Raw genomic sequence first — 21,846 nt, 5'->3', positions numbered from 1 at the left:
GCACCTCATGACCGCCCACGCCGCCGCACGCGGCCCCGCACCCGACGACGTCATCACCACCACCGCCCTGGTCAAGACCTACCGCCAGGGCACCGACGAGGTCCGCGCCCTCGACGGGGTGTCCGTCGCCGTCCGCCGCGCCCGGTTCACCGCCGTCGTCGGCCCCTCCGGGTCCGGCAAGTCGACCCTCATGCACTGCGTCGCAGGACTCGACACCGTCACCTCCGGCAGCGTCGTCCTGGACGGCACGGAGCTCACCGGGCTCTCCGACCGGCAGCTGACCCGGGTGCGCCGCAAGCGCATCGGGTTCGTCTTCCAGTCGTTCAACCTGCTGCCGCAGCTGACCGCCTACGAGAACATCGTGCTGCCCGTCACCATGTCCGGCCGCCGCCCGGACCGCGAACGGGTGGACCACCTGTGCGAGGTCCTCGGCATCGCCCACCGGCTGTCCCACCGCCCCGCCGAACTGTCCGGCGGGCAGCAGCAGCGGGTCGCCGTCGCCCGCGCGCTGGTCGCCCGCCCCGCCGTGGTCTTCGCCGACGAGCCCACCGGCAATCTCGACTCCAGGGCCGGCGCCGAGGTGCTCACCATGCTGCGCCGGGCCGTCGACGAACTCGGCCAGACGGTCGTGATGGTCACCCACGACCCCGCCGCCACCCGGTACGCGGACCGCGTGCTGGCCCTCGCCGACGGACGCGTCGTACGGGACGAGCACACCACCCCCGACGACACCCCCGGGAGGCGACGGTGAACGGCCCGTGGCGCGCGACCGTCCTGGGCTCCCAGGCGGCCGAACTCCTGCGCAGACCGGGCCGGTTCGCGGCCACCGGGCTGTCGCTGCTGATCGCCGCGTTCGTGGTCTTCGGGGCCGTCATGGCCCAGCAGATCGTCACCGCGACCGTCGTCGACCGGTTCCGCGGCACCCCCGACGCGGTGTCGCTGGTCGTCACGCCGAAGGACGCGGCGGACATCGGCGAGGCCGGCCTGGACGCGATCAGGAGGACGCCCGGGGTGACCGAGGCCGTCGGCCGGGTCGACGCGGGCACCCCGGTCGGCGGCAGCGCCGCCGAACGCTACCTCGCCCTCGCCGCGGACCCCGGCGCCGGTCCCCTCGCGCAGGTCCGGCCGGTCGACGGCGCCTACCCCTCCGGCCCGCGCCGGATCGCCGTCGACACCCGCGCCGCCGAGGCGTACGGACTCGCCCCCGGATCGACGCTCACCCTGCTGCTCCCCGCGCCCGACGGCGAGAGCACCAGGCGCGTCCCGGTCGAGATCACCGGCATCGTCCGCTCCGCCGCCACCGCGGCCGCGGAACCCACCGGGTACGCGCCCGGCCCCGACCTCCTGAAGCTGCTCGGCACGCAGGGCTACTCCCGCGTCGACGTCCGCACCGACGCGCCCGCCGCGGCCACGGAGGCGGCGGAACGGATCCGGCGGGCGGTGCCCGGAGCGGTCGTACGGTCCGGGGACGAGGTGCGCGACGAGGAGGCCCGCGCGGCCGTCGCGGACGCGAGCGACACCCTGGAGCTGGCCGGCGTGTTCCTCGCCGTCGCGGTCGGTGCGGCCGTGCTCGTCGCCACCTCCACCTTCCGTATCGTCTTCGCCCGCCGCGTACGGCAGTTGGCGCTGCTGCGCGCCATCGGCGCCACGTCGAGGCGGCTCGCGGCGGCCCTCGTCGCCGAGGGCGCGGTGGTCGGCCTGCTGGCCGGCGCGGCCGGTGTGCTCGCCGCGTGGGGCTGCGCACACCTCGTCCCCCCGGTCGCCGGCCGGTTCGGGCACGACCTGTCCGCCCCCGCCGCGCTCCCGCCGGCGCAGGCCGCCCTCACCGTGCTCGGCACCGGACTCCTCGCGGTGCTGGCGGTCCTGGCCCCGTCCCTCACCGCCTCCCGCGTCTCCCCGCTCCAGGCGCTGCGCACCGCCGCCTCGGGGGAGAGCACGGTGAGCGGCGCCGGGCGGACCGTGCTGGGCGTGCTGTGCGCGGCGGGCGCCGTGCTCCTCGCCCGGCAGCAGTACGCAGGACTGCCCGATCCTGGCGACACGGCGTACGACCGGTTCACGGCGCTGACCCTCGTGGTGGTCTCCGGCGGACTCGCCTTCCTCGCGCTGATCGCCCTCGGCCCCCTGCTGGTCCGGCCGGTGCTGTCGGCCCTCGCGGTGCCGCTGCGCCGTACCGGAGCGGCGGGCCGGCTCGCCGTCGCGGGCGTCGGGGGAGCGCCCGCCCGTGCCGCCTCGGTCTCGGTCGTGGTGGCGCTCGGCGTCTGCCTGGTCGGCTCGACCCTGACCTGCCTCGCGAGCCTGGACGCCTACGAGCGGTACAAGGAGACGCTGGAGGCGCCCGCGGACTTCCGCCTGTACGCGAGGGAAGGGGGGACGCTGGACCGCACGCTCGCCGCCGATCTCGCCGCCCGCCCCGAGCTGGCCGACGTGACCGCGATCCGCACCGCCGAGGTGGTCCAGGACGGCCGCAGCGCGACCGTCTCCGACCTGGACCTCACCACCGTCCGCTCCGGGACCGGCCTGACCGCCCGCACCGGCGCCCTAGGCCGGCTCGGCCCCGCGCACGTCGTCGTGGACGCCGAGCACGCGCACCGCCTCGGCGTGACGGCGGGCGACCGCGTGACCCTGGAGTCCGAGGGCCGTCCGATACGGCTCACCGTGGCGGCGACGCTGCCCGGCGCCGGACCGTACGGCGGCGACTTCTTCGTGACGGCGGCGGACCTCACCCGTATGGGGGCGGACCCCGCACCCACCCTGATCACCGCCAACGCCTCGGCGGACGGGGCCGAGGGCCGCACCCGCGCGCACCGGGCCGTCACCGGGACGCTGACCGGGCCGGGGCGCGGCGACGGCCGGGTCGTCGCCGAGGACGCGGCCACCCGGACGGGAACGGACGACGACCTGCGGACGATGGCCACCACGGTGGTCCTGCTCCTCTGTCTGACCGTCCTGGTGGCGGTCGCGGGCGTCGCCACCACGGCGGGCCTCACCGTGGTCGAGCGCCGGCGCGAGTTCGGGCTGCTGCGCGCCCTGGGCCTCTCAGGGGCGGCCGTGCACCGCATGGTCACCCTGGAGTGCGCGCTCTACGGCGTCCTGGGCGGGATCCTCGGCCTGGCGCTGGGCGTGCCGTACTCGTGGCTGGTGGTGCGGGTCGCCGAGACGAGCGCCCCGTTCACCGTGCCGGCGGGACAGCTCGCGGCGGTCCTCGCCGCCCTCGTCCTGGTGACCGCCGCCGCGGGCACGGTCCCCGCCCTGCGCGCCTCCCGGACCCCGCCGACGGTCGCCGTCGCCCAGGGCGACTGACCCGGCGGCCGGCCCGTCAGTACCGCCCGAGGTTCACGTACCCGAGGAGGACGATCACCGCGACGACACAGCCGAGCACCACGGCCGTGGACACCCACGACGACCGCCCCGCCGGCCCCCGGTGCTCGGGCTCGGCGCGGAACGGCACCGGTCCTGGCGGGTTCTCCTTCCAGCGGGCGGCGAGCATCCGCGCGCGGGCCGAGGGCTCCTTGTGCGCGGCCCCGTCCGCCCACCTCAGATCGAACTCGCGCTCCTCGTCGTCCCGCTCGGACATCCCCGTGACCTTCTCTCGAACAGCAGTGTCATCACCAGGATCCCTCCCCGCCCGCGCAGAGGGAAGCTTTCCGGACAACGCCGCCGCCCCCGCCCCTGGACGAACCAGGGACGGGGGCGGCGCGGGAACCGACGCGTCACACGCGCGGGAGTCCGGTCACACGTCGAAGTACAGCTCGAACTCGTGCGGGTGCGGACGCAGCTGGAGCGGGGCGATCTCGTTCTGGCGCTTGTAGTCGATCCACGTCTCGATCAGGTCCGGCGTGAAGACGTCGCCCTGGAGGAGGAACTCGTGGTCGGCCTCGAGGCGGTCCAGCACGGCGCCGAGGGAGGTCGGGACCTGGGCCACGTTCGCGTGCTCCTCGGGAGCCAGCTCGTAGAGGTCCTTGTCGATCGGCTCGGCCGGCTCGATCTTGTTCTTGATGCCGTCCAGGCCGGCCAGCAGCAGCGCCGAGAAGGCCAGGTACGGGTTGCCGGAGGAGTCCGGGGCGCGGAACTCGACGCGCTTGGCCTTCGGGTTCGAGCCGGTGATCGGGATACGCATGGCCGCGGAGCGGTTGCGCTGCGAGTACACCAGGTTGATCGGCGCCTCGAAGCCCGGCACCAGACGGTGGTACGAGTTCACCGTCGGGTTGGTGAAGGCCAGCAGCGACGGCGCGTGCTTCAGGATGCCGCCGATGTAGTAGCGGGCCATGTCCGACAGGCCGGCGTAGCCCTGCTCGTCGTAGAAGAGGGGCTCGCCGCCCGACCACAGCGACTGGTGGACGTGCATGCCCGAGCCGTTGTCACCGAAGATCGGCTTCGGCATGAAGGTCGCGGTCTTGCCGTTGCGCCAGGCGACGTTCTTCACGATGTACTTGAAGAGCTGCAGGTCGTCGGCGGCCGCGAGCAGCGTGTTGAACTTGTAGTTGATCTCGGCCTGGCCGGCGGTGCCCACCTCGTGGTGCTGGCGCTCGACCTGCAGGCCGGACCGCTCCAGCTCCAGGGAGATCTCGGCGCGCAGGTCGGCGAAGTGGTCGACCGGCGGGACCGGGAAGTAGCCGCCCTTGTAGCGGACCTTGTAACCGCGGTTGTCCTCCAGCGCACCGGTGTTCCAGGCGCCCGCCTCGGAGTCGATGTGGTAGAAGGACTCGTTCTCCGAGGTCTTGAAGCGCACGCTGTCGAACACGTAGAACTCGGCCTCGGGGCCGAAGAACGCGGTGTCGGCGATGCCGGTGGAGGCGAGGTACGCCTCGGCCTTCTTCGCCACGTTGCGCGGGTCACGGGAGTACTGCTCGCCCGTGATCGGGTCGTGGATGAAGAAGTTGATGTTGACGGTCTTGTCACGGCGGAAGGGGTCGACCCGCGCGGTGGACAGGTCGGGCAGCAGCGCCATGTCGGACTCGTGGATGGCCTGGAAGCCGCGGATCGAGGAGCCGTCGAAGGCCAGCTCCTCGGCCGGGTCGAAGGCCGACGCCGGGATCGTGAAGTGCTGCATCACGCCCGGCAGGTCGCAGAAGCGGACGTCGATGAACTTGACGTCCTCGTCCGCGATGAACTTCTTGGCCTCGTCGGCGTTCTGGAACATCCAGCTCCTCCTACTCCCGACCGTCCCGCCGGGGTGGTAGATCGTTCGTGCGGCCAGTGCGGGGGGCACACGCTGCACTCGACCCTAGGGACGGGTCATTTCTCGGGCGTGACCCGTTTGTTTCGCGCAAGTTAACCGGCCCCTCTTCCACGGTAGCTCCGGCACACCCCGCCGTCTCCCGGTCATATCCGGTCGCAGTACCGTGGACGGGTGGACAACAGGCAAGCAATCGGATCATGGCTGTCCGGCCCGCGCGCGGCCATGGAGGAGGCCGGTGCCGACTTCGGTTACCGGGGTGAGCAGCTGGGGCTGCCGGAGCAGGGACCGGGCTCGATCGCACGCCCCGGCCGCAGGATCGGCGCCCTCGCCGTGGACTGGGGCCTGTGCCTCCTGATCGCATACGGTCTGTTCACCGACGGCTACGACGCCCGCACCGGCAACTGGGCGCTGCTGGTGTTCCTGGTGCTGAGCGTGCTCACCGTCGGCACCGTCGGCTTCACGCCCGGCAAGCGGCTCTTCGGACTGCGCGTGGTCGGCGTCGACACCGGCCGGGTGCAGCCGCTGCGCGGCCTGCTGCGCTCGGTGCTGCTGTGCCTCGCGATCCCCGCGCTCGTCTGGGACCGCGACGGCCGCGGCCTGCACGACCGGCTGGCCCGCACGGTCGAGGTCCGCGTCTGATCCGGCCCGCACACATACGACGACGGGGGCGCCGGGAATCTTGGATTCCCGGCGCCCCCGTCCTCGTGTGTCACGTCCGGCGGGCTCAGCGGCCCCGCTGACCGCCGCCCTTCGGCAGCTTCATGCCCTTCGGCATCGGCCCCTTCGGCAGCGGCATGTTGCTCATCAGGTCGCCCAGCGCGCGCAGCCGGTCGTTGGTCGCGGTGACCTGCGGGCCGGTGAGGACGCGCGGCAGCTTCAGCATCGTGGTGCGGAGCTTCTTCAGCTCCACCTGGCCCTCGCCGGTGCCCACGATCAGATCGTGCACGGGGACGTCCGCGACGATGCGGTTCATCTTCTTCTTCTCGGCGGCCAGCAGGCTCTTCACCCGGTTCGGGTTGCCCTCGGCGACCAGCACGATGCCGGCCTTGCCGACCGCGCGGTGCACCACGTCCTGGTTGCGGTTCATCGCGACCGCCGGGGTCGTCGTCCAGCCTCGGCCGATGTTGTCGAGCACGGCCGCGGCGGCACCCGGCTGTCCCTCCATCTGTCCGAAGGCGGCCCGTTCGGCACGGCGGCCGAACACGATCGCCGTCGCGAGGAAGGCGAGCAGGAAGCCCAGGATGCCGAGATAGATGGGGTGCCCGATCAAGAAACCGATCGCGAGGAAGACACCGAAGGTGACGATTCCGACAGCCGCGAGTACAAGACCGATCTTCTTGTCGGCCCTGCGGGTCATCTTGTAGGTCAGGGCGATCTGCTTCAGTCGCCCGGGGTTCGCAGCGTCCGCTGCGGTTTCCTTCCTCGCCATGCCATGAAGTCTACGTGTCCCCCGGAGCGCGTTCGACGGCAGTGCCGGGGTCGCCCCCGGAGCGGCCGGCTCAGGGGCGGGCGATCAGGCTCTGGCCGAGGACGCGCTCCGCCTCGACCCGGTCCTTGGCGCGACGGCGGTCCTCCAGCACGGACGTCCAGGCGTTGCGCCGTGCGGTGCGCTGGCCGCCGCTCATCAGCAGCGACTCGACGGCGCGCAGAGCGGTGGTGAGGGACGGGATGGCGGTGGCGCGGACGGGCGCGGCCTGCATGGTGACGGTCTCCCTCGATGCCGGCGGGCAGATGGTGGCGTGCGGTGATACCAGGGTCACTGCCTGGTGTTACCAGGACGTGACCGACCGGTCAAACAGGCATGAAGCCTTCGCGCCGGGACCCCGGACGCCGACGCGGCCCCGGCCTGTGCCCTCAACTGGGAGGACGGCCGGGACCGCGTTCTCTCGGCCACTACCCGCCGGTAGGGCCTTGTGCGTGAATTCACAGCATGGCGGCGGGCCTGCCCCCGCTCTGCTCAGACCGCCTGGGAGGCGACGAAGGCGCCGCGCTTCTCGATCGCCATCTGGTACAGGCGCCCGGCCCGGTACGAGGAGCGGACCAGCGGCCCGGACATCACACCGGAGAAGCCGATCTGCTCGGCCTCCTCCTTCAGCTCCACGAACTCCTGCGGCTTCACCCAGCGCTCCACGGGGTGGTGGCGCACGGAGGGGCGCAGGTACTGGGTGATGGTGACCAGCTCGCAGCCCGCGTCGTGCAGCTGCTTCAGCGCCTCGCTGACCTCCTCGCGGGTCTCGCCCATGCCGAGAATCAGGTTGGACTTGGTGACCAGGCCGACGTCGCGGGCCTCGGTGAGCACCTTCAGGGAGCGCTCGTAGCGGAAGCCGGGGCGGATCCGCTTGAAGATCCGGGGGACCGTCTCCACGTTGTGCGCGAACACCTCGGGGCGGGAGGAGAAGACCTCCGCGAGCTGCTCGGGGACGGCGTTGAAGTCGGGGGCCAGCAGCTCGACCTTGGTGCGGCCCTCGGCGCGGTCCGCCGTCTGCGCGTGGATCTGGCGCACGGTCTCCGCGTACAGCCAGGCGCCGCCGTCCTCCAGGTCGTCGCGGGCGACGCCGGTGATCGTGGCGTAGTTCAGGTCCATCGTGACGACCGACTCGCCGACGCGGCGCGGCTCGTCCCGGTCCAGGGCCTCGGGCTTGCCGGTGTCGATCTGGCAGAAGTCGCAGCGCCGGGTGCACTGGTCGCCGCCGATGAGGAAGGTCGCCTCGCGGTCCTCCCAGCACTCGTAGATGTTGGGGCAGCCGGCTTCCTGGCAGACGGTGTGCAGGCCCTCGCTCTTGACCAGGTTCTGCATCTTGGAGTACTCGGGGCCCATTTTCGCCCGGGTCTTGATCCACTCGGGCTTGCGCTCGATGGGGGTCTGGCTGTTGCGGACCTCCAGGCGCAGCATCTTGCGTCCGTCGGGTGCGACTGCGGACACGACCGGCTCCTAGCGATTGATTCTTCGGCGTCCTCAAGCGTACGCCCGTGGATGTGAATGCCCGGAGGGCCCTCAGGCGCCGGACGTGCCGACGGCCGCCGGGGCCTTCTCGACCGCCCGCGGCCTCAGGTCGGCGTTCTCCAGCACGTCCTTCAGGTGGTGCTCCACGACGGGCAGCACCTCCTGGATCGTGACGTCGCGGCCCAGCTCGTTGGCCAGGGAGGCGACGCCCGCGTCCCGGATGCCGCACGGGATGATCTTGTCGAACCACTTGTTGTCGGGATTCACGTTCAGCGCGAAGCCGTGCATGGTGACGCCCTTGGCGACCCGGATGCCGATCGCGGCGATCTTGCGGTCCTCACGGCGCTGGCCGGCGTTGGAGGGGGCGTACTCCGGGCCGTTGAGCCGGGGGTCGAACTCCTCGTCGTGCAGCCGCGGGTCGAAGTCCAGGGAGAGGCCTCCGAGCGCCGGGCGCCGCTCGACCGGGTCGCCGAGCACCCACACGCCGCTGCGGCCCTCGACCCGGGTGGTCTCCAGGCCGAACTCCGCGCAGGTGCGGATCAGCGCCTCCTCCAGGCGGCGGACGTGCGCGACCACGTCCACCGGGCGGGGCAGCTTCTGGATGGGGTAGCCCACCAGCTGGCCCGGCCCGTGCCAGGTGATCTTGCCGCCGCGGTCCACGTCGATGACGGGGGTGCCGTCGAGGGGCCGCTCGCTGTCCTCGGTGCGCCGCCCGGCGGTGTAGACGGGCGGGTGCTCCAGCAGGATCACGGTGTCGGGCACCTCGTCGGCGAACCGCGCGGCGTGCACCCGGCGCTGTTCGTCCCAGGCCGCCTGGTAGTCCACCGCCTCGTCGCCGAAGCCCATCCGGACGAACCGCAACTCACCCACGGCAAACGCCTCCCTCGAAGGTCGTCAGGCGCGAAACGCGCCCACGCCACTGTACGACCGTTCGACGGACCTCCGGCCGTCGGCCGCCGCCAGGGCCGTCCGGCGCGCGCACCGTCAGCTTCCGATCAATCCTCACACGATCGGATGAATGCCCGTTGATCTCTGCGACCGGGTGTTCACTCTCCGCTACATTCGCGCCGACCCCAAGGCCATAAGGGCTGCTCACAGGCAATCCGGACAGACACAACAGCCGGAAGGCAGGAGACCGCACCGCAGATGACGGAACGACCCGCGCAGCGCACCCCCAACCGCCAGCTCGCCGCGCTCATCGCAGAAGCGGGGTTCTCCAACGCGGGACTCGCCCGTCGCGTGGACCAGCTCGGTCTCGAACACGGGCTCGACCTGAGATACGACAAGACCTCCGTCACCCGCTGGCTGCGCGGACAGCAGCCGCGCGGCACGACCCCGGCGCTGATCGCCGAGGTCTTCACCCGTCGCCTCGGCCGCCGGCTCACCGCCCAGGACCTCGGACTGGACGCCTGCGCGCCGGTCTACGCGGGACTGGAGTTCGCGGCCACCCCCGAGGAGGCCGTCGACATCGTCAGCGGGCTGTGGCGCAAGGACTCCGGCAGCCACGCCGAGCTGCGGAAGATCGCGTTCACCTCGGCGGGGCTCGTGGTGCCCAGCCGCGACTGGCTGATCGGACGGCCCGACGAGAAGGTCGCCCGCGCCGAGCCGGTCCGGGTGCCCGCCCAGGGCCGCTCGCCGGTGCGGCCCGTGACGCCCGCCGAGATCACCGCCCGCCGGCGCGGGGCGGCCGACCGCGCGCCCGGCTACCGGGTCACCGGGGGCGACATCGCGGCGCTGCGCTCCGTCGGCGAGCTGTTCCGCACCCTCGACGACGCGTACGGCGGCGGGCACGCCCGCCAGGCCCTCGTGCGGTACCTGGAGCACGAGCTGGAGCCGATGCTGCGCGGCACCTACGGCGAGCAGACGGGCCGCCGGCTCTTCGCCGCCGCGGCCGACCTGACCCGGCTGGCCGGCTGGACCTCGTTCGACATCGCCGCGCACGGGCTCGCCCAGCGGTACTTCGTCCAGGCGCTGCGGCTGGCACAGGCGGCCGGCGACCGGGCGTACGGCGCGTACGTGCTGGTCACCATGAGCCGCCAGGCCGTCTACCTCGGCCACGGACGCGAGGCCGTGCAGCTCGCCCGGGTCGCCCAGCAGGGCGTGGGCAGCTCCGCCCCGCCCGCCGTCCAGGCCCTGCTGCACGCCGCCGAGGCACGCGGGCACGGGGTGCTCGGGGAGGTGCGGGCCTGCACGGCCGCGCTGGTCCGCGCGGAACGCGCGCTGGACGCGGCGCGGCCCGGCGACGAGGTGCCGCACTGGGCGCGGTTCTTCGACGAGGCCCAGCTGGCCGACGAGTTCGGCCACTGCCACCGGGATCTGCAGCAGTTCCGGGCGGCGGCCCAGCACGCGGAACGGTCGCTGCAGTTGCGGGCGCCGGGGTTCGCCCGCAGCCGGCTGTTCTGCCGGGTCGTCCTCGCCACCGCGCGGCTCGGGCTGGGGGAGCTGGACCAGGCGTGCCAGCTCGCGGCGGAGGCGGCCGCGCAGGCGTCGGAGATGCGGTCGGTGCGGGCGGTGGAGTATGTGCGCGATTTCGAGCGGAGGCTGGAGCCTTATCGGGACGCGGCGCCTGTGCGGACGTACCGGGACAGGGTCGCGACTACGTTCGTCTGAGAGGCGCGGGGTGTCGGGGTTGGCGGGGGGTGTTGGCGCAGCTCGGCGCCGACGAGGTGCCGCCTGCGCCCACCCGTGCCGCCCTGGGGGCACCTCCCAGGCCCTTGAGGCACTGGGGGAGGCACGACTGCCCGCAGTTGGCGGGGGTGTTGGAAGGCGCCCGCCGAGGGTGTGTTCACCGTCGGCGGGCGCCGGTACGGGGGGTCAGGCCGCCCGGGCCGTGGGGAGCGGGTCGGCCGTGTGCATCGGGCGGCGCACGCCCAGGTCGGTCAGGAGGGCGGTGGCCGCGCGCTCGGCGGAGCGGAGGGCGCCCTGGACCGCGCCGCTGTCGCGGTGGTCGCCGCAGACGTACAGGCCGGCCAGGAGCCGTACCGGACGGCGCAGGTCGTGCGGCGGGCGCATCGCCGGGACCGCGTCCGCGGTGTGCCGCACCGCCAGCGTCTCCCAGCGCGTCGTCGGCACCCCGTACAGCCGCGCCAGATGCGTCCGCACGGCCGCGTCGGTGTCCGCCGTGGCCGGGCCGAGGACCGTGGAGGTCACCAGTGTGCGGCCGGCCGGGGCGCGGGACGGGTCGACCGCGCTGACGACCGCCGTGTGCGCCACCGGGCCGCCCCGGTCTGCGTCCAGCAGCAGCGAGGCGTCCGTGCCCGGCGGCTCGTCGGTGGTGTGGTGCACCACCGTCACCGGGTGGAAGTCCGGCACCCGCAGCCCGGGCAGCAGCTCCGCCGCGTCCCGCGCGCCGGTCGCGACCAGCACGGCCGCGCACCGGAACTCCCCGTGCTCCGCCGTGGCCACCGAGGTCGTGGAGACCGAGGTGACCCGCACCCCCGTGTGCACCGTGCCCGGCGGCAGCGACCGCGCCAGCAGTTGCGGCAGCGCCTCCGCACCGCCCGCCGGCAGGCACAGCCGCCCGCTCGCGAAGTCGCGCAGCGCGAGGTCGGCCGACCTGCTGGACGTGGTGAGCTCCGGGTCGCACAACAGGGCGGCGAGCAGCGGGCGCAGGAAGCCGTCGACGGTGCGGGCGGGCAGCCCCCGGCCGTGCAGCGCCTCGGCGGCGGTCGTCTCGGGGCGGGCCAGCAGCCGCTCCACCGACGTGCCCGCCAGCCGGTTCAGCGTGGCGCCCAGCCGCGCCTGGTCCAGCGCCGTGCCCAGCGGGGCGCCGCCCCGGCTGCGGGGCACGGACACCTGCCGTCCGGGCACCGCGACCGGCCTGCGCGGCCCCGGCAGGGGGGTGCTCGCCAGGGCGCGCACCGCGTGAAGTGCGCCCCTCGCGCTCTGTGCGCCACGTGCGCGCCGGCTGCCCGGCTGCACGCCCGCGCGATGATGTCGCCCGTCGCTGTGCAGCAGGACACCGGGCGCGAACGGCCGCAGCACCAGGTCCTCCAGCCCCGGGGTGACGTGCAGTTCGGCACACGCCGTGGACAGCAGCCGGCCGACTCTGTCGAGGCGGAAGCCGTCGACCTTCTCGGTCGCCGTGCGGCCTCCCACCTCATGGGCGGCCTCCAGGACGACGGTGGAGACTCCTGCGCTGGTCAGTCGACGTGCCGCGGAGAGTCCGGCCACCCCGGCTCCCACGACGACGACGTCCGCCTGGTACGTGGGCTCTAGCACGTGCCCCTCCTCGAGGTTGCGCGGGCGCTGGAGACGTCATGCCCTCAACAGGCCCCAGGGATACCCGAGTTCGGCTCGAGGTTAGGTCCGCGCTCTGGTGCCGGGTCAGGCGCGCACACACAGTGCACGGGCGCACGACGGTCGCATGCGCGCCCCCGACGGGCACGATGCGGTCGCAGAGGGATCAGAGGAGGTCGCCCGCCGCCCTCGCCCGCCGCCCCCTACAGCGCCGCCCTGATCGCCCCCTCGATCCGCGGGAAGGCGAAGCGGAACCCCGACTCCAGCAGCCGCGCCGGAAGCACCCGCGCGCTGCCCAGCACGTCCCCCGCCATCTCGCCGAGCACCGTCCGCAACACCGGGGCCGGCACCGCGAACACGGCGGGACGCCTGAGCACGTGCGCCATCGCCGCGGTGATCTCACGGTTCGTCAGCGGCTCGGGAGCCGTCAGGTTGAACGGTCCCGACAGTCCCTCGGTGTCCAGGAGATGCCGCAGCGCCGCCACCTCGTCGTGCAGCGCGATGTACGACCAGTACTGCCGCCCGTCCCCGAGCCGCCCGCCCAGACCGGCCTCGAACAGCGGGAACAGCCGCCCCCACGCCCCGCCCCCGCGCGCCACCACGAGCCCCGTGCGCGCGAACACCGTCCGCACGCCCGCCTCCCGGGCCGGGGCCGCGGCGGCCTCCCACTCCACGCAGACCTCCGGCAGGAACCCCTCGCCCGGAGGCGCGCTCTCGTCCACCGCACGGTCGCCGGTCTCGCCGTAGTAGCCGATCGCGCTGCCGTTCAGGAACACCCGCGGCCGGGCGTCCCCGGGCAGCCCGGCGACCGCCTCGGCGAGCGCGGTCGTGCCCCGCACCCGGCTGGAGCGGATCAGGTCCTTGTACGCGTCCGTCCAGCGCCGGTCGCCGACCCCGGCGCCCGCCAGGTTCACCACCGCGTCGCACCCGGCGAGCCCCGCCGCGTCCACGGTGCCGCGGCCGGGGTCCCAGCGGACCTCGTCCGCCGACCGGGGCGCCCGGCGCACCAGCCGCACCACCGTGTGTCCGTCCGCCGTCAGCGACCGCGCCAGGGCAGAGCCGATCAGTCCGGACGCCCCGGCCACCGCGATCCGCGCATGTTCCATGGTGTTCATCCTGCCCCGGCGGCACCGGAAAGCACGGTGAGGACGGCACGTAGAGTGACGCGCATGCCGGAACCGCTCATACGTCCCGCCCGCCCCGACGACGAGGCCGCGCTGGCCCGCCTGGACCGGGAGACCTGGTCGCCGCTGCACGAGGTCCGGCCCGAGCCGCCCGGACCCGACGAGCCCTTCTTCCACCCGGCCTGCGGCCCGGACGCCCACCTCGTCGCCGAGGACGACGGACGGGTCGTGGGCTACGTCCGCCTCGGCCACCCCACCGGGGTGCCGACCAACGCGCACGTCCTGCAGATCCGCGGCCTCGCCGTGGCCGAGGAGGCGCGCGGCAGGGGCACAGGCCGCGCCCTGGTGCGGGCCGCCGTGGCGGAGGCCCGCCGCCGGGGAGCCCGCCGGATCACCCTGCGGGTCCTCGGCCCCAACACCGTCGCCCGCACGCTGTACGCGTCCGAGGGCTTCGCCGTCGAGGGCGTGCTGCCCGGCGAGTTCCACCTCGACGGGCGCTACGTCGACGACGTCCTGATGGGGCAGAGCCTCGTCTGACGGGCGGCCCGCCCTACGACGTCACCGGCTGCCCCGTGTCCACCGGCGTGGTCGCCGTCGCCGCCCGCGCGGCCTCGTCGGCCACCTCCTCCGCCGTCAGCACGTACCCCGTCTCCGCGTCCGAGGTGGAGCGCGCGAACACCACGCCGAACACCCGCCCGTCGGTGGTCAGCAGCGGTCCGCCCGAGTTGCCCGGGCGGACCGTGGAGCGGATCGAGTAGATCTCCCGGGTGACCGGCGCGTCGTTGTAGATGTTCTGCCCCCGCGCCTGCACCCGCGCCGCGACCGTCGCCGCCTGGAGGTTCAGGTCGCCGTCCTGCGGATAGCCCGCCACCACCGCCGCCGCGCCCCGCTCCGCGTCGTCGTCGAAGGCCAGCACCGGCGCCACCAGGTCCGGCACGTGCAGCACGGCCACGTCGGTCTGCGCGTCGAACAGCACCACCCGCGCCTCGTACGCCCGCCCGACGCCGCCCACCCGCACGGTGGGCTCGTCGATGCCCGCCACCACGTGCGCGTTGGTCATCACATGCTCCCGCGCGTACACGAACCCGCTGCCCTCGCGGCCCTGCGTGCCGGCCACCCCCTCCACCTTCACCGTGCTGCGCTGCGCCGCGCGGGTGGCGGCCGCCGTCACGTTGTCCCCGGTCGGCGCGGCGACCTCGGCGGTCGACTCGTTCTCGAACGGGTTGAACACCTGCGGGAAACCCGCCTCGGTCAGCGCCGACGTGGCCCGCGAGAACCAGGCGGGCGTGGTGTCGGGCATCGCGTCCTGCACCGCGCCCAGCAGCCGTGAGTCCCGGATCGCCGACGTCACCAGCGGCGACGAGGACGCGCCCAGCACGCTCGCCGCCACCCACGCCACGATCAGCACCGCCACCGCGTTCGCCGCGGCCCCGCCGACCCCGTCCGCCACCCGCAGCGGGCCCCGGTCCAGCTCCCGGCGCAGCCGCAGCCCCAGTCGCCCCGCCAGTTCGTGCCCCACCACCGCGGGCAGCAGCACCGTGAACACCGCGGTCACCGTCGCCCGCGTCGTCCCCGGCGTCACCAGGTCCATCACCCACGGCAGGATCCACACGCCGACGACCGCGCCGCCCACGAAACCGGCCAGGGACACACAGCCGGCGACCAGTCCGCGCCGGTAACCGGACGCCGCATAGGCCAGGACGACCAGCATCAGCAGGATGTCGAGCAGATCCACGCACGCCGCCTTTCTCTCGGGACCACCGATCCTCAGTACGGGGCCCGGGGGCCACGTGATCAGCCACGCGCCCGCCGGATGCGGGAAGGGCGCCCGCGAGGCGCGCGTGCACCGGTGAGAACGTCACGCACCAGGACGATGGTTCCACCGGCCGTCCACCGACTGGCGGAGCAGACGTCGCGCGCCGCTGTGGTCATGCCCACAGTGGGACCATGCGTGTCCCCAGGAGACCGCGCGGCGCGCGGAAGCCCCGCCCGGCCCGGATACCCGGCGGGCCCGGTTCCACGCGGCTGCCGAGAACGGTCACCGTGCCCCTCGGCTTCGTGCCGGGAGCGGCCGCGGCCGTCGCGCTGGTGCTGAGCGCCTACGGCGTCGAACGGGCCGCCGAGTCCTCCGACGCCCAGGCCGCCGCCCGCCCCGCGCCCGTCTTCCACGCCCCCCGGCCGGACATCGTGCCGCGCGCGGCGTGGCTCGGCGACGCGGCCCGCGACCAGCCCCCGCCGCGCTACGACGACCAGGTCGTCGCCGTGTTCATCCACCACACCGACTCGCCCAACGGGTACGACTGCGCCGACGCCCCCGGCATCATCCGGGCGCTGTACGAGGGGCAGACCCAGGGCCGGGACTGGGACGACCTCGGCTACAACTTCGTCGTCGACCGCTGCGGCACCGTCTACGAGGGCCGCGCGGGCGGCGCCGACCGGCCCGTCACCGGCGCCCACACCCAGGGCTTCAACCACCGCACCGCGGGGATCGCCGCCCTCGGCACCTTCACCGAGGGCGTGGAGGTGCCGGACGTGATGCTGCGCTCGATCGCCGCGGTGACCGCCTGGAAGCTCGGCCCCTCAGGCACCGACCCGCGCTCCGAGGTGCGGCTGGTCTCCAGCAACGGCGGCAGCCGCTACGCGGCCGGCGCCACCGCCACCCTGCCCGCCGTCGCGGGGCACAGCGACGGCTACATGACCGACTGCCCGGGCGCCGCCCTGCACGCGCGGCTCCCGGAGCTCAGAGACCTCGCGGCCCGCCTCCAGGGCCGCGACGCCGGAACCGGCCCCGGCCGGGACACCGGCACCGACACACAGCGCGTCACTGCGGAAGACGACGCACGGAACGAAGAGCTGAGCCCATGAGCGACACCTCTGACCGAAGTACCACCTGGGCGGACGCCCTGCGCCGCCCCTGGACCGCCCTGTGCGCCGCTGCGGCCGTCGTCCTCGGCCCCGCCGCCTCCACGGCCTCCGCCCTCATGCAGGCCAACGCGGCCCCCCTGCGCCAGGCGCAGAGCCCCCACCGGCGCCTGTGACCGGCGCTCACGCCCCGCGGCGGCTCAGTCCCCGCGGAACCTCTCCCACAGCCGCGGGTAGCGCGCGGCGAGCAGCGCCCCGTCCTCGAGGTCGAGCGGCGTGCCCTCCGGCTCCGCGGGGGCCGGAGGGAGGCCGAGGCCGGGCATCACCAGCCCGGTGAGCTGCTCGTACGCCTCGTCCGCCGCGTAGCCCAGGTCCTCCCCGTCGCCGTCGATCTCCTCGTCGAAGTCGTCGAGCAGCCCCGCGAGCGCGTCCGGGTCGTGCAGCGCGCCCTCGAACACCTCACGGCCCTGGCCGATGAGCCAGCACCGGAAGAAGTCGAAGGCGTCGTCGCCGGCCCCGTCCAGCAGCACCCACGCGGCGCCCCACAGGTCCCAGCGGTACGCGCGCCGGCAGCGCGCCTCGAAGTGACGGGCGAAGTCCAGCACGGCCTCGGGGTCCAGCAGCACGAGCCGCTCCACGAGCAGATCGGCCTGCTCCTCGGGATCCCCCTCGGCATCCTCCCGAGCCCCGTCCACCAACGCCCAGAACTCCGTCTCGTCCATCACGGAACAAGCCTCAAGGGGCGCGGGGAACTGCGCAAACGGGGGTCCGGGGGGCGAAGCCCCCCGGGGCCGCTCACCCCCGGTACAACCGCACCAGCCTCTCCGCCTCGGCGGCGAACAACTCCCGCAACGACACCGGCTCCAGCACCTCCACCTCCGCCCCCAGCGAAGCCAACTGCATCCGGGCCACCTCCTCGGACTCCACCGGCAGCGTCACGGTGACCCACTCCCCGTCACAGGGCTCGGCCACCCCCTCCAGCACCTCCCGCGCCACCCCCGCGTCCACCGCGTACGGCAGCCTCCGCACCCCTTCCGCGGTCAGCCGCACCACCACCTCCGCCCGCAGGATCGACCGGGCGAACTGCTCCGCCCGCTCCTCCCAGAACGCGGGCAGCTCGAAGTCCTCCGCCCGCTCGAACCGCTCCTCGCCCGGCTCCACCGCCGTGAACCGGTCGATCCGGTACACCCGGAAGGAGTCCCGCCCCGCGACCCGCGCGCACAGGTACCAGACGCCCGCCTTCAGCACGAGCCCGTACGGCTCCAGCTCCCGCTCCACCTCGTGCCGCCGCTCCCCGGCCCCGCGCCGGTAGCGGGCGGTGATCCGCCGGTCGTCCCACACCGCGTCCGCCACGGCCGGCAGCAGCTCTGGAGTCTCCGGCTCCCGGAACCAGTTCGGCGCGTCCAGGTGGAACCGCTGCGCCGCCGTCCGCGAGGCGTCCCGCAGCGACGGCATCAGCGCGGCCGACACCTTCAGCCGGGCCACCGAGGCCGCGTCCTCCAGGCCCATCTCGCGCAGCGCGCCCGGCACCCCGGACAGGAACAGCGCCTCCGCCTCGCCGCGGGCCAGCCCCGTCAGCCGGGTCCGGTACCCGCCGACCAGCCGGTAGCCACCGATCCGCCCCCGGTCCGCGTACACCGGCACACCCGCCTCGGACAGCGCCTGCGCGTCGCGGGTGACCGTACGCTCCGACACCTCCAGCTCCCGGGCCAGTTCGGCGGCGGTCATGGAGGGCCGGGACTGCAGCAGCAGCACCATCTTGATCAACCGGGCAGCACGCATGCGCCCATCATGCAAGAGGCCCCCGCCGCCACGCGCACACGCGTGACGACGGGGGCCTCCCCCTGCGAACCCGGCCGTTACAGGCCGTACTTCTCCCGGGCCTCCTTCACCGCGGTGGCCCTCACCTCGCCGCGGCGGGCGAGCTGGGCCAGGGCGGCGACGACGATGGACTCGGCGTCCACGCCGAAGTGGCGGCGGGCCGCCTCACGGGTGTCCGACAGACCGAAGCCGTCGGCGCCCAGCGAGGTGTAGTCCTGCTCGACCCACTGCGCGATCTGGTCCGGGACCTGGCGCATGTAGTCGGACACCGCCAGCACCGGTCCCTCGGCGCCCTGGAGCGCCTGCCGGACGAACGGCACCCGGTCCTCGCCGCGCAGCAGGGCCTCGTCGGCCTCCATCGCGTCGCGCCGCAGCTCGGTCCACGAGGTGGCGGACCACACGTCGGCGGCCACACCCCACTCCTCGGCGAGGAGCGCCTGCGCCTTCAGCGCCCAGTGGATCGCCGTGCCGGAGCCCAGCAGCTGGATGCGCGGGGAGTTGGCGGCGGGGGACATGCCCGCGGACTCCGCCGTGTTGAAGCGGTACAGGCCCTTGACGATGCCCTCGTCGACGCCGGCCGTCTGCGGCTTCGCGGGCTGCGGCAGCGGCTCGTTGTAGACCGTCAGGTAGTAGAAGACGTTCTGGTCCTCGTCCGGCTTGGCCTCGCCGAACATCCGGCGCAGACCCTCCTTGACGATGACCGCGATCTCGTACGCGAACGCCGGGTCGTACGTCAGGGCGGCCGGGTTGGTCGCCGCGATGACGGGGGAGTGGCCGTCGGCGTGCTGGAGGCCCTCGCCGGTCAGCGTGGTGCGGCCCGCGGTGGCGCCGACCAGGAAGCCGCGGCCGAGCTGGTCGCCGAGCTGCCACATCTGGTCGCCGGTGCGCTGCCAGCCGAACATCGAGTAGTAGATGTAGAACGGGATCATCGTCTCGCCGTGCGTCGAGTACGACGTCGACGCGGCGATGAACTCGGCCATGGCGCCGGCCTCGGTGATCCCCTCGTTGAGGATCTGGCCGTTCTTGGCTTCCTTGTAGTACATCAGCTGGTCACGGTCGACCGGCTCGTACGTCTGGCCCATCGGCGAGTAGATGCCGAGGGACGGGAAGAGGCTCTCCATGCCGAAGGTGCGCGCCTCGTCGGGGACGATCGGCACCCAGCGCCTGCCGGTCTCCTTGTCGCGGACCAGGTCCTTGACCAGGCGGACGAACGCCATCGTGGTGGCCACGTTCTGCGAGCCGGAGCCCTTGTCGAAGGCGGTGAACGCCTTCTCGGCCGGCTGCGGCAGCGGTGCGACCGGGTGCACGCGGCGGGCCGGGGCGGGACCGCCGAGGGCGGCGCGGCGCTCCTGGAGGTAGCGGACCTCGGGGGAGTCGGCGCCCGGGTGCGCGTAGGGCACCACGCCGTCGGCGAACTGCGAGTCCGCGATCGGCAGCTCCAGACGGTCGCGCATCGCCTTGAACTCGTCCACCGTCAGCTTCTTCATCTGGTGGTTGGCGTTCTTCGAGGCGAAGCCCTCACCGAGGGTGTGGCCCTTGACGGTCTGCGCCAGGATCACGGTCGGCGCGCCCTTGTGGGAGAGCGCGGCCTTGTACGCGGCGTAGACCTTGCGGGACTCGTGGCCGCCGCGCGAGAGGTGGAAGCACTCGAGGATCTTGTCGTCGCTCAGCAGCTTCGCCATCTCGGCGAGCGCCGGGTCCTTGCCGAAGAAGTCCTCGCGGATGTAGGCGGCGTCGCGCGTCTGGTACGTCTGGACCTGCGCGTCCGGCACCTCGCGGAGGCGGCGGACCAGGGCGCCCGTGGTGTCGAGCTGGAACAGCTCGTCCCAGGCGGTGCCCCACAGGGTCTTGATCACGTTCCAGCCGGCGCCGCGGAACTGGGCCTCCAGCTCCTGCACGATCTTGAAGTTGGCGCGGACCGGGCCGTCGAGGCGCTGCAGGTTGCAGTTGACGACGAAGGTCAGGTTGTCCAGCCGCTCGCGGGCGGCCAGGGTGAGCGCGGTCGTCGACTCGGGCTCGTCCATCTCGCCGTCGCCGAGGAACGCCCACACGTGGGAGTCGGAGACGTCCTTGATGCCGCGGCTGGTCAGATAGCGGTTGAAGCGCGCCTGGTAGATCGCGGAGATCGGGCCGAGGCCCATCGACACGGTGGGGAACTCCCACAGCCAGGGCAGACGCCGCGGGTGCGGGTAGGACGGCAGGCCGTTGCCGCCCGCCTCACGGCGGAAGTTGTCGAGCTGCTCCTCGCCGATCCGGCCGTCGAGGAACGCGCGGGCGTAGATGCCGGGGGAGGCGTGGCCCTGGATGTAGAGCTGGTCGCCGGAGCCGTCCCCCTCCTTGCCGCGGAAGAAGTGGTTGAAGCCGGTCTCGTAGAGCCACGCGGCCGAGGCGAAGGTGGCGATGTGGCCGCCGACGCCGTACTTGCTGCCGCGGGTCACCATCGCCGCCGCGTTCCAGCGGTTCCAGGCGGTGATGCGCTGCTCCATCGCCTCGTCGCCGTCCACGGCGGGCTCGGCCGCGGTGGGGATGGTGTTGACGTAGTCGGTCTCGAGCAGCTTGGGCAGCGCGACGCCGGCGCCCTCGGCACGCTCCAGCGTGCGCCGCATCAGGTACGCGGCACGGTGCGGCCCGGCCGCCGCGGCAACGGCGTCCAGGGAGGCCTGCCACTCGGCGGTCTCCTCGGGGTCGCGGTCCGGGAGCTGGTCGAGCTCGCTCGGCTGGATGGCGTTGGGGTCGGTCATGTCGCCGCCTTCCTCAGTCGAAGGGGGTGCCCTCAGAAGGGTTCGGGGGTGCCCTTTGTCTTTGGCAGGACAGGGCTGCGGACTTCGGTGGAAGTCCGCAGGCGACAATAACTCCCTGATCGATGATCGATCAAAGGGTTGAGGGGCAAAATCTCTTGATCCGGAGAAAGTCGGCACGGGGTGCCTCCGGCGGTGGCACGCGGTGACGGTGTTTTCGCGCGTTCGCGCAGGTGAGGGGGGTTGCGCGCCGACGAGCGCCACCGGCCCCGCGCCCCTTCAGGGGCGCGGGGAACTGCGCAAGACGTTCAGCTAGGCGCGCGGTGCGCACCCCAGCACATGGGACTTGACCAGTTCCGCGATATGCGGGTCACGGCGGCGGAAGGCCGCGACCAGCTCCTCGTGCTCCTCCGCGTAGGACTGCTGCACGGTGCCGAGCCACCGTATCGACAGCGCCGTGAACACCTCGATCCCCAGCCCCTCCCAGGTGTGCAGCAGCACCGAGTTCCCCGCCGCCCGCACCAGCTCCCGGTGGAACCCCACCGTGTGCCGCACCTGCGCGGTCCCGTCCGACAGCCGGTCCGCCTCGTACAGCGCGGCGACATGCGGCTCCAGCGCCGAGCAGTCCTCCGCCAGCCGCGCCGCCGCCAGCTCCGCCGCGATCGCCTCCAGACCGGCCCGGACCGGGTAGCTCTCCTCCAGGTCGGCGGCCGTCAGGTTCCGCACCCGCACGCCCTTGTTCGGCGCCGACTCGATCAGCCGCAGCGACTCCAGCTCGCGCAGCGCCTCCCGTACGGGCGTCTGGCTGACCTCCAGCTCGGTTGCGATGCGCCGCTCCACGATCCGCTCGCCCGGCTTCCAGCGCCCGCTGATGATCCCTTCCAGGATGTGCTCGCGGATCTGTTCGCGCAGCGAGTGGACGACGGGCGCGGTCATGAG

At 73.5% G+C, this 21,846-nt stretch carries 20 protein-coding genes; 7 read left to right on the top strand and 13 right to left on the bottom strand.

The window, feature by feature from the left end:
- The first annotated feature begins 7 nt into the window (after positions 1-7).
- Both ACP7TJ_RS08695 and ACP7TJ_RS08690 read left to right on the top strand, forming a co-directional pair.
- Positions 8-751 carry an ABC transporter ATP-binding protein gene (locus tag ACP7TJ_RS08695; RefSeq protein WP_167742869.1) on the top strand — a complete coding sequence of 248 codons (744 nt, stop codon included), beginning with the start codon at positions 8-10 and terminating at the stop codon, positions 749-751.
- Entirely contained in the window at positions 748-3,300 is a 2,553-nt protein-coding gene (locus ACP7TJ_RS08690) for an FtsX-like permease family protein (protein ID WP_427762686.1), read from the top strand. The genes ACP7TJ_RS08695 and ACP7TJ_RS08690 overlap by 4 nt, the downstream gene beginning before the upstream one ends.
- A 16-nt stretch (positions 3,301-3,316) precedes the next feature.
- Here ACP7TJ_RS08690 and ACP7TJ_RS08685 read toward each other — a convergent pair whose 3' ends face one another.
- Together ACP7TJ_RS08685 and glnA are read right to left on the bottom strand one after the other, a co-directional pair.
- The gene (locus ACP7TJ_RS08685; protein WP_167742867.1) at positions 3,317-3,574 is read right to left on the bottom strand and encodes a hypothetical protein; all 258 of its coding nucleotides are present in this window, start codon (positions 3,572-3,574) and stop codon (positions 3,317-3,319) included.
- A 156-nt stretch (positions 3,575-3,730) separates the two neighbouring features.
- Entirely contained in the window at positions 3,731-5,140 is a 1,410-nt protein-coding gene (gene glnA / locus ACP7TJ_RS08680) for a type I glutamate--ammonia ligase (protein WP_093767914.1), read from the bottom strand.
- A 210-nt stretch (positions 5,141-5,350) separates the two neighbouring features.
- On the opposite strand from glnA, the gene ACP7TJ_RS08675 reads away from it, so the two are divergent.
- A complete protein-coding gene (locus ACP7TJ_RS08675; protein ID WP_093767915.1) occupies positions 5,351-5,818 on the top strand; it encodes an RDD family protein in 468 nt (155 codons plus the stop codon).
- An 85-nt stretch (positions 5,819-5,903) separates the two neighbouring features.
- Here ACP7TJ_RS08675 and ACP7TJ_RS08670 read toward each other — a convergent pair whose 3' ends face one another.
- The 4 genes from ACP7TJ_RS08670 to lipB all read right to left on the bottom strand — a co-directional run bounded on the left by ACP7TJ_RS08670 (position 5,904) and on the right by lipB (position 8,993).
- The gene (locus tag ACP7TJ_RS08670) at positions 5,904-6,608 is read right to left on the bottom strand and encodes a DUF4191 domain-containing protein (RefSeq protein WP_093767916.1); all 705 of its coding nucleotides are present in this window, start codon (positions 6,606-6,608) and stop codon (positions 5,904-5,906) included.
- A gap of 70 nt (positions 6,609-6,678) precedes the next feature.
- On the bottom strand, positions 6,679-6,879 hold the full coding sequence (locus ACP7TJ_RS08665; protein ID WP_093767917.1) for a hypothetical protein: 201 nt from the start codon (positions 6,877-6,879) through the stop codon (positions 6,679-6,681).
- A 257-nt stretch (positions 6,880-7,136) separates the two neighbouring features.
- Complete coding sequence (gene lipA, locus ACP7TJ_RS08660; protein ID WP_093767918.1) at positions 7,137-8,102, bottom strand: lipoyl synthase; 966 nt, start codon at positions 8,100-8,102, stop codon at positions 7,137-7,139.
- A gap of 72 nt (positions 8,103-8,174) precedes the next feature.
- Positions 8,175-8,993 carry a lipoyl(octanoyl) transferase LipB gene (lipB, locus tag ACP7TJ_RS08655; protein ID WP_093767919.1) on the bottom strand — a complete coding sequence of 273 codons (819 nt, stop codon included), beginning with the start codon at positions 8,991-8,993 and terminating at the stop codon, positions 8,175-8,177.
- A 276-nt stretch (positions 8,994-9,269) separates the two neighbouring features.
- Between lipB and ACP7TJ_RS08650 the strand changes: the two genes are divergently transcribed.
- Entirely contained in the window at positions 9,270-10,733 is a 1,464-nt protein-coding gene (locus tag ACP7TJ_RS08650) for a regulator (protein WP_093767920.1), read from the top strand.
- A 204-nt stretch (positions 10,734-10,937) separates the two neighbouring features.
- Here ACP7TJ_RS08650 and ACP7TJ_RS08645 read toward each other — a convergent pair whose 3' ends face one another.
- On the bottom strand, positions 10,938-12,344 hold the full coding sequence (locus ACP7TJ_RS08645) for an NAD(P)/FAD-dependent oxidoreductase (RefSeq protein ID WP_093767921.1): 1,407 nt from the start codon (positions 12,342-12,344) through the stop codon (positions 10,938-10,940).
- Positions 12,345-12,565: 221 nt separating this feature from the next.
- Positions 12,566-13,468 (bottom strand): TIGR01777 family oxidoreductase, encoded by a 903-nt coding sequence (locus ACP7TJ_RS08640; protein WP_189910270.1) that lies wholly within the window; start codon positions 13,466-13,468, stop codon positions 12,566-12,568.
- A 63-nt stretch (positions 13,469-13,531) separates the two neighbouring features.
- Between ACP7TJ_RS08640 and ACP7TJ_RS08635 the strand changes: the two genes are divergently transcribed.
- Positions 13,532-14,023, top strand: coding sequence for a GNAT family N-acetyltransferase (locus tag ACP7TJ_RS08635; RefSeq protein WP_093767923.1), 492 nt, complete (start codon positions 13,532-13,534; stop codon positions 14,021-14,023).
- Positions 14,024-14,036: 13 nt separating this feature from the next.
- Here ACP7TJ_RS08635 and ACP7TJ_RS08630 read toward each other — a convergent pair whose 3' ends face one another.
- Entirely contained in the window at positions 14,037-15,221 is a 1,185-nt protein-coding gene (locus ACP7TJ_RS08630; RefSeq protein ID WP_093767924.1) for a MarP family serine protease, read from the bottom strand.
- A gap of 308 nt (positions 15,222-15,529) precedes the next feature.
- Here ACP7TJ_RS08630 and ACP7TJ_RS08625 point away from each other — a divergent pair, with 308 nt between their 5' ends.
- Together ACP7TJ_RS08625 and ACP7TJ_RS08620 are read left to right on the top strand one after the other, a co-directional pair.
- Positions 15,530-16,351: a peptidoglycan recognition protein family protein gene (locus ACP7TJ_RS08625; RefSeq protein ID WP_167743248.1), complete on the top strand. Its 822-nt coding sequence runs from the start codon at positions 15,530-15,532 to the stop codon at positions 16,349-16,351.
- Entirely contained in the window at positions 16,348-16,524 is a 177-nt protein-coding gene (locus ACP7TJ_RS08620) for a hypothetical protein (protein WP_167742860.1), read from the top strand. Before ACP7TJ_RS08625 ends, ACP7TJ_RS08620 begins: the two co-directional genes overlap by 4 nt.
- Positions 16,525-16,548: 24 nt before the next feature.
- On the opposite strand, the gene ACP7TJ_RS08615 is transcribed toward ACP7TJ_RS08620, so the two are convergent.
- The 4 genes from ACP7TJ_RS08615 to ACP7TJ_RS08600 all read right to left on the bottom strand — a co-directional run bounded on the left by ACP7TJ_RS08615 (position 16,549) and on the right by ACP7TJ_RS08600 (position 21,843).
- Positions 16,549-17,070: a DUF4240 domain-containing protein gene (locus tag ACP7TJ_RS08615; RefSeq protein WP_367487249.1), complete on the bottom strand. Its 522-nt coding sequence runs from the start codon at positions 17,068-17,070 to the stop codon at positions 16,549-16,551.
- Between the two features lie 73 nt (positions 17,071-17,143).
- Entirely contained in the window at positions 17,144-18,130 is a 987-nt protein-coding gene (locus tag ACP7TJ_RS08610) for a helix-turn-helix transcriptional regulator (protein WP_228919627.1), read from the bottom strand.
- Between the two features lie 77 nt (positions 18,131-18,207).
- Positions 18,208-20,910 carry a pyruvate dehydrogenase (acetyl-transferring), homodimeric type gene (gene aceE, locus ACP7TJ_RS08605; protein ID WP_367547027.1) on the bottom strand — a complete coding sequence of 901 codons (2,703 nt, stop codon included), beginning with the start codon at positions 20,908-20,910 and terminating at the stop codon, positions 18,208-18,210.
- 309 nt (positions 20,911-21,219) lie between these two features.
- Positions 21,220-21,843 (bottom strand): GntR family transcriptional regulator, encoded by a 624-nt coding sequence (locus ACP7TJ_RS08600; protein WP_093767929.1) that lies wholly within the window; start codon positions 21,841-21,843, stop codon positions 21,220-21,222.
- Positions 21,844-21,846: the final 3 nt, after the last annotated feature.

The organism is Streptomyces sp. DSM 41931 (assembly GCF_050271085.1).
GTDB lineage: Bacteria > Actinomycetota > Actinomycetes > Streptomycetales > Streptomycetaceae > Streptomyces > Streptomyces albogriseolus.
Note: the sequence above shows the minus strand (reverse complement) of the source record. Positions and strands in the feature narration are given on the sequence as shown.